This is a genomic window from Streptococcus sp. A23, from assembly GCF_043674155.1.
In the GTDB taxonomy this organism is placed as follows: Bacteria; Bacillota; Bacilli; order Lactobacillales; family Streptococcaceae; genus Streptococcus; species Streptococcus suis_V.
This window is the reverse complement of the sequence record NZ_JBIMJP010000020.1, coordinates 18,673-30,163: the sequence shown is the minus strand read 5'-3', so window position 1 is coordinate 30,163 and position 11,491 is coordinate 18,673. Positions and strand designations below refer to the sequence as shown.

Genomic DNA, 11,491 nt, shown 5'->3' with positions numbered 1-11,491 from the left:
CTAGTGAGGGCTTTATGTTCGTTTTCATTATTCTGTGGGTGAGGGCGAAGCCATCATGGATGTCTTTCCCACTCCCTGCTACCGTTCAATAATGCGGTAATAGGTGCGACTAGTCCACTTGTAAATGACAAAGTAAATCAGAGCGACTGCCAGTAGGGTAATTCCGCTGACGGTATAAATCATAAGCGAAGAGGTGACACCTAAGGTCAATAGCATTTGCTTAAGCATAACAAGAGAAATCACGAAATGCAAGGTCGCCATAGCTAGTGGCATAAAGAAGACCGTAAGTGTTTGCGAGTTAATGGTCTTTTTGACTGCTGTTGCACTCATGCCCACTTCTTGTAGAATCTTGTAGGATTTCTTGTCTTCATGCCCTTCCGAGTACTGCTTGTAGTAGATAATCAAGGCTGCACCCAGTAGGAAACTAATTCCCAGCAAGAAACCTGTAAAGAGGAAACCGCCTCTAAAGCCCATCAGTAAATTGTTGAAATCGGATTTTTGCATAGCATATCCTAGGAATTCTCCGTTTGCATCGTTGATATTATAAGAGTCCCCAGTTTGCTCACCAATTGAAGTAACCTCTTCATCAGTCAAGTCGGTAAAGACACGGTAGTCCAGGCTAACCTGATAGCCTTGCGGATTATTGGACTCATAATACTCACGAACAGTATTCAATACAGTGTCATCACTGACTACCATAACGGCGGCATTTAGCGTATTGGTGATGTCTGGGAAAATAGCCTGGTCAAGATTGGCTACATTCTCAAAGGTATGATCGCCCAAAACAAGCTTCTTCAGCAATGGTTTTTCACTCGGACGCATAAAGGCAACTTGATTGGCAGCCAGCTCTGGCAGGTCATTGCCCAACTTCCTGAAATCATCTTGGGTGATGAAGTAGGTAAAGGCCATCTTGCTAAAGTTTGGATTGGCAATAGTCTCTGGACTAATGACAATCTCTTTCCCACCATCATAGACCAGACCAGCTTGGTAGGTCAGGTAGGACAGACTATCTTCCGCTTTTTCTGGAAAATGGCTGAGCACCGATTGCTGATAGGCACTTTCACCCTGACTTCTATCCGCAACTTTGTAGGTAATAGATGTTTCCTTTGGATAAAGACCACTTGTCATGCTTGACATGCCAGTATAAAGTGAAGTCGTTGTTGCAATGGTCACAAAGGCCATGACCGCAAGTAACGTAATATTGGCCAAACCCGTTGCGTGCTGCTTCATCCGAAAAATCATCTGCGAGGTGGTAATGAAATGCTCTGGCGTATAGAAATACCGCTTGTTTTTCCGACGAGCCTTCAAATACCAAGTCATAAAACTGATGTAGAACAGATAGGTCCCCGCAATGACAAAGAGCACAGCGATAAAGAACCGAAAGATAAGAGCTACACCTTCTGCTTTAGATGAAAGTGATAGGTAGTATCCAATACCCAGTCCCACTACACCAAGAGCAGCTAGAAGAACATTGCCTTTTGGCTCCTTCTCTCCTTTTTCACTAGCTCGGAACAAAATCAGTGGACTGGTCTTGCCAATGGTCCGAATAGCTAGCAATTCCAAGAGAAAGAAGATACCAGCAAAGAGAAAGGCGGTCATGGCAAATGCCAGAGGTGAAATACTAAAGTGTAAGTCACTATAATTGGTCAAATTCACAAAAATCAAGTAGAGAACATTGGCAAACACACCAGCTAAGACAGAACCAAGAACCACAACTAGCAAGAAAATCATTATCAATTCGAGGCTGGCTATCAAGGCTACTTTTTTCTTGTTCATCCCCAGCATGTTATAGAGACCAAATTCTCTCGCCCGTTGTTTCATCAAGAAATTAAAACTATAAATCTCAATAATGACCGAGAAAATGGTCAGAACAACAACACCAAGACCGATAGAAACGGCACCAGAGCCCATGGTCTTCATAACTGGACTCAGCATGAGCAAGAACATGGAACAAATCAGAGTAAATAGCACAAGACTGGCTAAAACAAAGGGAGCAAAAACACCCATGGATTTTCGGATATTTTGCCCAGCAAGTTTGAGGTAAAACATCTACTCACCCCCTAAAAGTGCAGACATGTTGAGCGAAATCTCCTTGGCAAAGTCTTGATTGCTCTTACCTGCCTTGTACAATTGGTGGAAAATCCGACCATCCTTGATAAAGAGAACCCGTTTGGCATGGCTGGCTGCGTTGGCTGAGTGGGTCACCATGAGAATGGTTTGTCCGTCTAGGTTAATGTCTTCAAACAAATTCAGCAAGTCTTCCGAATTGCGGTAATCTAGGGCAGCCGTCGGTTCATCTGCCAATACCAGTTGCGGCTGGGTAATCAAACTGCGAGCTATAGCCACCCGTTGCTTCTGTCCCCCAGACAGCTCAAAAGGTCGCTTGTTGAGCAAATCTTGGATCCGTAACTTAGGAGCAATACTTGCCAGACGCCTTTCCATTTCCTTGTAGCTCTCACGAGCCAATACCAGAGGTAAAAAGATATTGTCCCTGATAGATAAGGTATCTAAGAGGTTGAAGTCTTGAAAGACAAAGCCCAGATTCCGCAGGCGGAAATCGGCCAGCTTGCTTTCCTTGATACTGGTGATGTCTTGATTGTTCAAAAGAACAGAGCCACGAGTTGGCTTGTCCAAGGTTGCCAGAATGTTGAGCAAAGTTGTCTTACCAGACCCACTTTCGCCCATAATCGCGATGAATTCACCCTTATCAACCTTGAAATCCACATCTTGCAAGGCACGCGTTTCCTCTTTTGAAAAACGTGTGCGATAAACTTTTTCTAAATGATTGATTTCTAATAACATACAAACTCCTAATTGTTTTCTTTGGATAAATCAACTGTATCAAGTAATGCTTGATAGTCGATTCGGTCTGATTCAGCAATATTATCTTCTAAATCCACCTTATAATAACCATCCTGGACACCGATGGCCCATTCTTTGTTAGTGGTTATATAGAGATTATTCAAGGATACTGTCTTTTTCACTGCCCCTTCTTCTTTGACAACAGGCCAATCCATAAACGGAACTTCTGTTCCTTGAATACTATCTTCGGCAACTTCCTGTTTGCTAACGGCATAGTCTTTTCCTTTGTAATGGAAAGTTTGATAGCCCTCATCAAAGCTAAGGCCTGCTGAAGAGGAAGAACAAGCAGCTAACATTATACTGCCCAAAGCCAGCAAGCTAAATACTTTCTTTTTCATCGTTTCCTCCCTCTAGTATGCCATAAATCGCATACTTTGCAAATCATGGGCGAGCTCTTCTAAGAATAAGGTTTGTTCCATTAGTTCAGTTTTCTCTTTTTCTAAGAATACCTTTTCTTCGATTTTCTTGGCTTGTAAAAATTTGAATGACATATGATTTCCTTCTTTCTGTTTCTTATGAGTTTATTATAGATGATTTAGTCAACCTATTCTCTTACAGTTCTGACGTTAAAACTTACAAGATTGTAAGATTATAGAAAATAGGCGATCGTTGCCAGTAGCCACAAATGAAGCGGATAGAAGATGTAAAAGAAATAACGTGAAAACGCTGTGCGGGGACCGGCCTGTCCATTATATAGACCAAAAATTGGTAGGACCAAAATAAACAGCCAGTCTGCATTGAAAAGCATCATTTGTACGGTCATTTCAATGGTTTCATAGGGATGATAGGACATGGCTAATAAAACTAGAGCCAGAAAACCATAGGCAATGGTTCGCTTAGTAGCAGACTCACGACCCAAATAGGTGATGAGGATGAAGGGCAAGACCACATAGCCGCCTTCTGTTAAAAAGGCACCTAAGATGGTCAACAGTCCAACCGATAGGACTTGAAGGATTTGTTGCTTTCTAGTGTGTTCAGCAAAATTTCTAAGACAAACCAACATGGTTAGACCAACAGCTAATGTCAAAAAGATATTGTTACCGATGTAAATATCTTTTGATTGGTAAAGACTGTTTATCAAAACATTTCCAGTGGCCATTAGTCCTGCCGCATAATATAGTCGCAAAAGATAGTTTTTGACATTTCTCGTATGAAGATAGCCTTCAACCAACATGTAGGCAAAGAAGACTGCGACGCATCGTGTTGCTAAATGAAACACTAAAGCGAGTTGATCAGGGATAAAATCAGGTATGATTTTCAGATGATCCAAAACCATCAAGCCTGCCATAGCGAGTTTCAGTTGATAAGCGTTATATGATTTCACCAGTCAAACCTCCTAGTACATCCAGTTGCGTTGGAACAGTTCGTGTTCTAGCTCGAATAGAAATTCAGCTTGTTTGTCTTGTTCTTCTAGTCGTTTGCTTTCTTGTGATTTACCAAAAATTTGTTTTGCTTGTAAAAATTTGAATGACATCTGATTTCCTTCTTTCTATTTCTTATGAGTCTATTATAGAAAATATTCCTCCTGTGCTCTCTTACAGTTCTGATTAAAAAACTTACAGCTTTGTAAGGAAAGAAAAAAAGACACCATTTTAGGCATCTTTCAATTCATTCTATTTTGTTAAACCAATATAGGCAATCATGTCATCCAACTCATCCTTGCTCTCTGTTACAAGGAGGTAGGCATCATTTCCTTGTAGTTCTGCAAAAGCATCTGGCATTCGTTTAACTGTCTTAATCTTATCAGCAAATTTCTGATGAATGTCATCTGCTGAGTGAACATAGTCTGTTGTATCACGACGAGTTGCTACCAAGCAGTATTGAGGAGTGTATGTCCGCTCCTCAACTTCTCCACCTGTTGCGATATTAGCATAGTCACGGAAGAGATCAATGGAATGGGCATAGTTGTAGGCTTCCACTGTAAAGCCACCTGCCATACGGTTGTTGTATTCAATGGCAATGTAATCGTCACCTTCCTTGAAAAATTCAATATGGAAGAAACGCTCCCTCATACCAAAAGCCTTGATAATAGCTCTGCCATATTCCACCAACTTTGGATCTAATTCCTTCTCGATAAAGTAGGCGTTGTCTTTTCTTGACAACATAAGCTCCAATGGTGTGTGGACATAGGTCAAACCAGTTTCAAAAACAACATTCCCCTCGTGGTCCAGCAAACCATCATAGGTTGTAATTGTACTCGAATTGACAAATTTTTCTAAGAAATAGATGGTGCTTCTATCCCAAGTGTCAACAAATCGATCAAAATCTTCTTTATTTTCGATTTTGAAAGTTCCAGATGCACCGACACCATTGTCAGGTTTGGCAATCATGGGGAACCCAACATTCTTCAAAGCTCTACCAAAGTCACGTTCTGTTTTGACAACAACACCAGGAACGACTGGAACTCCAGCTTTTTTGAAATATTTTTTCATCTCTGACTTAAATTTAGTCTTTTTCAGGTGTTTTGGTTTGGCTCCAAAGATATTAAATTGTTCACGGAGGGCCGCATCATTTTCCAACCAATGCTCATTGTGGGATTCTACACGGTCAATTGGTCCATGTTTGTAAATCAAGAAGGCCGCTGCACGCTTGACTTCATCGATATTTTCCAAATCTTCCACACGGAAATATTCTGTTAAGGCATTTCGAAGTTCTTCTGGTAATTGATCGTAGGGCTCTTGTCCAATACCTAGAACGGTAACTCCTTCTTTTTTAGCCAATTCAATGGTGAACGGTTGAAAATTTTCTGGATAAAAAGGGGAAATAACGAGATAATTCATAGGCAGTCCTTTCTAATTTTTTAAAGTCCGATGGAGTGAAGGAAGAAAGGCATTTGTTTCCTCCACCAAACCCAATCATGCGCCACATCCGTACCCCAGGTATCGAACCAAGCTGGAATATTCTTTTCTTCAAAGGCACGTTTAAGATTGTAGAAAGAGTCTAAGCCATCTTGCTCCCAATCGCCCAAACCTGTGCAGACGATAATATCAGCCTGACGGTATTTATTGATAAACCAGCCGTCGTTTTGGTTCCAGATATAGTCAGATGGTGAGTTTTGATAAACAGCATCGTCATTGCCATAGTCTTGGTTGTTGTTGAAGAAACGAGCATCATAGACACCTGAAAGGGCGATAACTTTTGTGAAAACATCCGGATGTTGCAGGAAGAAGTTTAAGGCATGGTAGGCCCCCATTGAGCAACCAGTTGTCATCATACCATCGAACCAGCCAGTTTTATGTTTGATAAAGGGAATCGCTTCTTCAATCACATAGCGTTCGTAGGCGCGGTGAGCCTCTGCCTTATCATGAATGGATTTCCAGTCCGCCAACCAGCTTTCCTTATCATAACTGGTTAGGGTGAAAAATTGAACATGACCTGCCTCGATAGAGCCACGGCAAGCTTCAATCATCCCAAAATCTGCATACTCATTGTAAGAACCGCCTGATGAGGCAAATACTACCACAGGAATACCTGCGTGTCCATAACGATTGACATTCATTTCACGACCAAGGTTTCCTGACCAATGACTTAAAAATTCTACATGCATATTCATTCTCCTAACTATTTCGTTACATTACCACTTTTCGCTTAAAAAGCGCAAGCAATCTGGCAAATAAGCTGCCCAAGCCTCTTCATTATGGACCGCACCTGAAACGACTTCCAAAGCAATATTGTCCAATCCTACTCCACCAGCGAGTAATTGACGATAGTAAGTCAATGAAGAGTTGATATAGGCTTGCTTGATATTGCCTGCCATGAGGGTTTTATCCGTATCATCTGCCTCTTCCGTTCCAACGTAGATATAAACACGCTGGTCCTTGTCTAAGTTTTGGCGTTCAATATAGCGGTCAAACGCCTCTTGATGAAGCCAGTTGGCTGATGAAAAGACCCCCAGACAGCCGATTTGGTCTTGGTAGGCTAACCCCATAAACTGGGTGATGTTGCCACCCAAAGATGAACCAAGCATAGCTGTATGAGCTTTGTCAGACTTGGTGCGATAGGTTTGGTCAATGAAGGGCTTGACCACATCCATGACAAATTCAGCATACAGGGTCCCTTTCCCACCAAACTGAATACCAGGAATGCCCATCTCGCTATACTTCCAAGCAGCATATTCATGCATGCGCTCCAAACCATCATTGTCTATGGCCACAATAATCATTTTTTCAATATCAGGATTTCGTTTGATAGTTGGAATCACCTTCCAGGAATGTCCTGAAAAGGCTTCTTTACTATACAAGACATTTTGTCCGTCATGAAAATAGACAACTGGGTAGGTTTTATCCACATCTTCCTCATATCCTTTTGGCAATAAAACACGGACTCGGCGTTTTCTAGCAGTAAATGGCACTTCCAATTCATGCGTTTTCATTTCCAAATAAAAGTAGGACTTATTCATTGATATCTCTTTCTAAACAGTGTTTTTAGTATTATACCACAGATTTTCTGAAATATTCAGAAAATTTAGTTATATTACGTCATTTTTCGGATTATCCGAACAATTTTTGCTCAGTTTTCAAGCGTTCCTCGTAGTTCTGTCTGCAGTTTTCCAGTTCTTTCTGTTCATGGCTGGTCAGATTTTCAAAGATTGCCAGTTCAATCCTATCCTTATCTCGTCGCCAGGTCGCAACCAGTCGTCCCTTGTAGAAAACAACGGGTTTGACAATGCCTGTCAGTGTATAAATCTGGCGGATATGCTTGGGATCAAAGAAGGGATTGGCTTTCTTTTCGTAACCTAGCAAAAGTTGGTCAAAACCTGCAATGAAGAGGCAATCTGGCACTTCTGCTTCTTCTAATTCTCCTAGATAAAAGCGTTCTTCCCCAGCTACTTCTATAGTTTTTAAATCCAACTGCCTCATCCAATCTAGGACCGTCGACTTATTTTCCTTGAAGTAGTAACGGGCATCCGCTAAGCTGACAGGACCAAAACCTGCAAAATACCGACGAGCGATTTCCAGCTCTGCTTTTTCCCGTGAAAGTGGCTGAAAGTCTGTCAGACGATGAAAACGCTTGGCACCATACTCTTGATAGACTTCCCCACGCTCGACCATGTAGCGAAAGAGGCCGCCCCAGGCATTAAAGACCTGCTTCTCCTCTTCCTGCGTCATCTTTTCCGCACGACAGAGGATTTTCAGCTCCTCGCGGGTCATAGGGGCTTGTTCCAAGGCTTCTAGGATGAGCTGGTGATACTTCTGCTTGGTCTTTGGAGAAAAATCATCGCGACCGACGGTTTGAAGATAGTCGGTACTAGCCATCCGCCCCTCGTGGATATAGAGAGGGATTTCCGACTTGAGATAGGCATGAACCGTTCGCCGAATAGACCACTGGCGTGTCAACTCCTCCTGCCAGATCCCCTCATGGAAATCCTCCGCTATCATACGGTTGCGAAATCCAATATGAACATAGGGTTGAAACTGAGCCTGTAAACCATTGAGATTTTGGCAGATTCTCTGGGCAGACTGAGGTGCCAGTAAGCCCTGCTTCTGCAAGATAATCCCCTTCCAAGTATCGTGATTCATCGTGTTTCTCCTTCGGTTTTCTAACCCCAGTATAACACAAAAGACACCCGGAGGTGTCTGGAGATAACTGATTATCTTAGTAAGTCAAAAACTCTTCCAAGTCCTTGAGAGAACGCTCTGCTATTGCCTCATAACGCTCCTTCTTATCGCGGATCCGCGGTCCGTCCAGCTCCTTAATGATGCCAAAGTTGACATTCATAGGCTGGAAGTGCTTGCTTTCGGTGTGGGTGATGTAGAATGGCAAAGCACCGATGGCTGTGGTCTGTGGGAAGATGACTGGGTCTTCGCCACGGAAACGGCGAACAGCGTTGATACCGGCCACTAAACCAGAAGCGGCAGACTCAACATAGCCTTCTACTCCTGTCATTTGACCTGCAAAGAAAAGATTGGGATTTTTCTTGGTGGCAAAGGTCTGTTCCAATAAGTTTGGCGAATCCATGTAGGAATTGCGGTGCATAACACCATAGCGGACAAATTCTGCATTTTCAAGTCCTGGAATCATCTGGAAGACCCGCCTCTGCTCACCCCACTTGAGATGGGTTTGGAAGCCTACGATGTTGTAGAGACTGCCAGCTGCGTTGTCCTGACGGAGTTGGACAACAGCATAGGGTGTCTTGTATTCGCCATCGCGAGGTCCCTTGTAATCTTCTGGATATTCCAGACCAACAGGCTTCATTGGTCCATAAAGCATGGTTTTGATACCACGTTTGGCCATGACTTCAATAGGCATACAGCCTTCAAAATATTTTTCTTTTTCAAAGGAGTTGAGCGGTGCTTCCTCAGCAGAAATTAAAGCCTCATAGAAAGCGGTAAACTGTTCCTTGTTCATCGGAGCATTGAGATAGGCAGCTTCTCCCTTATCATAACGGGATTTGAGATAGACTAAATCCATGTTAATGGTCGAGCTATCCACAATCGGTGCTGCCGCATCGTAGAAGTAAAAACCATCGCCACCATTCAGTGCATGAATCTTCTCCGCCAAGGCGTCAGATGTCAAAGGCCCCGTCGCAATAACTGTAATAGCATCGTCAGGAATGTCCGTAATCTCACCGCGAATGACCTCAATCAGTGGGTGGTTGTGAATCTCATCTGTCACCGCTTGAGAGAAATTATCGCGGTCCATAGCCATAGCACCGCCAGCAGGCACACGGTGAGCCTCACCAGCCCGCATGATAATGGAATCCAAGCGACGCATTTCCTCCTTGAGCAGACCGACAGCATTGGTCAAACTATCGCCACGGAAAGAGTTGGAACAAACCAACTCGGCAAACTTGTCTGTCTTGTGCTGGGGCGTCGGCTTGACACCACGCATCTCGTAGAGTTTAACAGGAATGCCACGCTTGGCAATCTGATAAGCCGCTTCTGAACCAGCCAAGCCAGCTCCGATAACGTTAATATGGGTTTGAGACATGAAACTAATACCTCTAGCCAGAATATCTGACTACTGTTTGGGAATGACCCAAAACAGAACCTTTCTAAATTTTTTAACCTATCTAGTATATCAAAAAATGGCTGGAAAAGACAAAAACTACTCTCATCGTAAGAAAGTAGTTTTATAGTGTTTACATAATAAAATGTACGTAAATATTGATTGATAGATGTAACTATGACGCTTATCCTTGAAGTGAGACTAGTTCTGAAATATCCTCAATGACTTCAAACTTCCATCCTATATCTCGATAAGCTTGAATCTCCTCTGGAGAATAGGGGAAAGTATTCAAAAGTATAGCATCTATGCCTAGCTCTTGCGCGATTGCAATATCTGTAGTCAAATCATTTCCAACTAGAACCGTCTCAGTAGGATCCAGTTGGTTCTCATTCAAGACACCTTGTAAAAATTCTGGTTCAGGTTTTTTGATTCGATAATCAGAGGAAATGTATATGCCTTCAATATATTCAGCACAACCAGTCATTTCAATTTCAGCCTGCGTAAAAACACGTTGAGCATTGGACAATAAATAGAGACGATTCCCCTTATCCTTTAGATAAGCAAGTGTTGACAAGGTATTGGCATAAGTCGTCAATTTCTCACGTGATAGGACTCTAAATATGGAAGCCACCACTTGACCAAAGGTTTTTAAATCTGCTGGTTCATTCTTAGTTGGACGGCGGTATTTTTCATCCGTTAGTAATTGAATAAAGACTTTCTCAAGGTCAATTTCAACGTTTTCATAGGGACTAATCCGAATCAAATCTAGCTCGGCCTCACTGGCTTTTTCTTGAAAGGAACTCCTTAACTGACGTGCACCATAGGTACAGCCAAAAGATTGGTAAATCTCAGCTAACTTTTCCCACAATTCCAACTTGTTTTCATCCGTTATAATATCTACCAAGGTACCATAAAAGTCAAAAATATAATTCTTGTATCTTTTCATGAAACTTTCTCCAACAATCATTATGTACTATTATACCGAAAACTGAAATCGTTTGCAATAAGAACTTCGTCATCTTTAATGAATTATAAAAAAATATTTTATATAACGAATCTACTAATAATAAATCTAACATTTTAAAAGGTTGATCAGCTTATAAAAATGTTTCGAGTGAAAGTTGTATTAAAGAACAAGTGATTATCTTTTTCAAGATTCTTTCTAAGTCAAGTAAATCTCACTTTCACTTAAATGTATTTGAAATGACACTAACTAATCTATCAATTCCATTCTCAACTCCCCAGCTTACACTAGCACTAAGAGCCATTGCAAGTATCGGGTGCTTTTCAAAGAAAGTTTGATGGTTATTAACTTTTCCGACTTCTTGTACCTCATTTAAAATTGTCACTAATTCTGTCTGTTCTTCTTCATCTAATGTCCTAGAGTACTCTCTGATATTCTCAAATACTCTCTCAATTTCCATATCAGTATAGGTAATATTTAACAAATTATTTTGTCCACCAATCTGTGAGTTTATCAAATCTCCATTAACAGAAACATGAGTACTATTATCTTGATGATATTCGTTAAAGTTTAGTGCTGTTTTAGAGGAATCTAGTTGTGTTGGAAGGATAACAGGCTTTATCTTCTTATTAGCTCTCTTCACCATTTTATTCGTTTCTCTGACTAAATTTCTCTCAATATCTCTGAATTGACTTTGCAAACTTTTTGCCATTTATA

The 11,491-nt window shown here is 41.6% G+C and carries 13 protein-coding genes; all 13 read right to left on the bottom strand.

Going from position 1 to position 11,491, the window contains the following annotated elements; translation table 11 throughout:
* Positions 1–78: 78 nt before the first annotated feature.
* The 13 genes from ACHBIE_RS09750 to ACHBIE_RS09690 all read right to left on the bottom strand — a co-directional run bounded on the left by ACHBIE_RS09750 (position 79) and on the right by ACHBIE_RS09690 (position 11,486).
* The gene (locus ACHBIE_RS09750; RefSeq protein WP_394733231.1) at positions 79–2,049 is read right to left on the bottom strand and encodes an ABC transporter permease; all 1,971 of its coding nucleotides are present in this window, start codon (positions 2,047–2,049) and stop codon (positions 79–81) included.
* A complete protein-coding gene (locus ACHBIE_RS09745; RefSeq protein WP_394733230.1) occupies positions 2,050–2,802 on the bottom strand; it encodes an ABC transporter ATP-binding protein in 753 nt (250 codons plus the stop codon).
* Positions 2,803–2,810: 8 nt separating this feature from the next.
* Positions 2,811–3,200, bottom strand: a complete 390-nt coding sequence (locus ACHBIE_RS09740; protein WP_105160935.1) for a NisI/SpaI family lantibiotic immunity lipoprotein — start codon at positions 3,198–3,200, stop codon at positions 2,811–2,813.
* 12 nt (positions 3,201–3,212) lie between these two features.
* A complete protein-coding gene (locus ACHBIE_RS09735; protein WP_394733229.1) occupies positions 3,213–3,353 on the bottom strand; it encodes a hypothetical protein in 141 nt (46 codons plus the stop codon).
* A 98-nt stretch (positions 3,354–3,451) separates the two neighbouring features.
* A complete protein-coding gene (locus ACHBIE_RS09730) occupies positions 3,452–4,186 on the bottom strand; it encodes a TraX family protein (RefSeq protein WP_394733227.1) in 735 nt (244 codons plus the stop codon).
* 12 nt (positions 4,187–4,198) lie between these two features.
* Positions 4,199–4,336, bottom strand: coding sequence for a hypothetical protein (locus ACHBIE_RS09725; RefSeq protein ID WP_002935027.1), 138 nt, complete (start codon positions 4,334–4,336; stop codon positions 4,199–4,201).
* 139 nt (positions 4,337–4,475) lie between these two features.
* A complete protein-coding gene (locus tag ACHBIE_RS09720; protein WP_394733226.1) occupies positions 4,476–5,642 on the bottom strand; it encodes an acetyl-CoA carboxylase biotin carboxylase subunit family protein in 1,167 nt (388 codons plus the stop codon).
* A gap of 20 nt (positions 5,643–5,662) precedes the next feature.
* Positions 5,663–6,409 carry an esterase family protein gene (locus ACHBIE_RS09715; RefSeq protein WP_394733224.1) on the bottom strand — a complete coding sequence of 249 codons (747 nt, stop codon included), beginning with the start codon at positions 6,407–6,409 and terminating at the stop codon, positions 5,663–5,665.
* 27 nt (positions 6,410–6,436) lie between these two features.
* On the bottom strand, positions 6,437–7,261 hold the full coding sequence (locus ACHBIE_RS09710) for an alpha/beta hydrolase (RefSeq protein WP_394733223.1): 825 nt from the start codon (positions 7,259–7,261) through the stop codon (positions 6,437–6,439).
* 91 nt (positions 7,262–7,352) lie between these two features.
* Positions 7,353–8,381, bottom strand: a complete 1,029-nt coding sequence (locus ACHBIE_RS09705) for a DNA glycosylase AlkZ-like family protein (protein ID WP_394733222.1) — start codon at positions 8,379–8,381, stop codon at positions 7,353–7,355.
* A 76-nt stretch (positions 8,382–8,457) separates the two neighbouring features.
* The gene (gene trmFO / locus ACHBIE_RS09700) at positions 8,458–9,792 is read right to left on the bottom strand and encodes a methylenetetrahydrofolate--tRNA-(uracil(54)-C(5))-methyltransferase (FADH(2)-oxidizing) TrmFO (RefSeq protein ID WP_394733220.1); all 1,335 of its coding nucleotides are present in this window, start codon (positions 9,790–9,792) and stop codon (positions 8,458–8,460) included.
* A gap of 202 nt (positions 9,793–9,994) precedes the next feature.
* Entirely contained in the window at positions 9,995–10,756 is a 762-nt protein-coding gene (locus ACHBIE_RS09695) for an HAD family hydrolase (protein WP_394733219.1), read from the bottom strand.
* A 238-nt stretch (positions 10,757–10,994) separates the two neighbouring features.
* Positions 10,995–11,486 (bottom strand): hypothetical protein, encoded by a 492-nt coding sequence (locus tag ACHBIE_RS09690; RefSeq protein WP_394733218.1) that lies wholly within the window; start codon positions 11,484–11,486, stop codon positions 10,995–10,997.
* Between the last annotated feature and the right edge of the window lie 5 nt (positions 11,487–11,491).

What these genes read in the sequence shown, in the direction of transcription:
- ACHBIE_RS09750 (WP_394733231.1), bottom strand. Translation starts at nt 2,049, where the DNA reads ATGTTTTACCTCAAACTTGCTGGGCAAAATATCCGAAAATCCATGGGT.
- ACHBIE_RS09745 (WP_394733230.1), bottom strand. Translation starts at nt 2,802, where the DNA reads ATGTTATTAGAAATCAATCATTTAGAAAAAGTTTATCGCACACGTTTT.
- ACHBIE_RS09740 (WP_105160935.1), bottom strand. Translation starts at nt 3,200, where the DNA reads ATGAAAAAGAAAGTATTTAGCTTGCTGGCTTTGGGCAGTATAATGTTA.
- ACHBIE_RS09735 (WP_394733229.1), bottom strand. Translation starts at nt 3,353, where the DNA reads ATGTCATTCAAATTTTTACAAGCCAAGAAAATCGAAGAAAAGGTATTC.
- ACHBIE_RS09725 (WP_002935027.1), bottom strand. Translation starts at nt 4,336, where the DNA reads ATGTCATTCAAATTTTTACAAGCAAAACAAATTTTTGGTAAATCACAA.
- ACHBIE_RS09720 (WP_394733226.1), bottom strand. Translation starts at nt 5,642, where the DNA reads ATGAATTATCTCGTTATTTCCCCTTTTTATCCAGAAAATTTTCAACCG.
- ACHBIE_RS09715 (WP_394733224.1), bottom strand. Translation starts at nt 6,409, where the DNA reads ATGCATGTAGAATTTTTAAGTCATTGGTCAGGAAACCTTGGTCGTGAA.
- ACHBIE_RS09710 (WP_394733223.1), bottom strand. Translation starts at nt 7,261, where the DNA reads ATGAATAAGTCCTACTTTTATTTGGAAATGAAAACGCATGAATTGGAA.
- ACHBIE_RS09705 (WP_394733222.1), bottom strand. Translation starts at nt 8,381, where the DNA reads ATGAATCACGATACTTGGAAGGGGATTATCTTGCAGAAGCAGGGCTTA.
- trmFO (WP_394733220.1), bottom strand. Translation starts at nt 9,792, where the DNA reads ATGTCTCAAACCCATATTAACGTTATCGGAGCTGGCTTGGCTGGTTCA.
- ACHBIE_RS09695 (WP_394733219.1), bottom strand. Translation starts at nt 10,756, where the DNA reads ATGAAAAGATACAAGAATTATATTTTTGACTTTTATGGTACCTTGGTA.
- ACHBIE_RS09690 (WP_394733218.1), bottom strand. Translation starts at nt 11,486, where the DNA reads ATGGCAAAAAGTTTGCAAAGTCAATTCAGAGATATTGAGAGAAATTTA.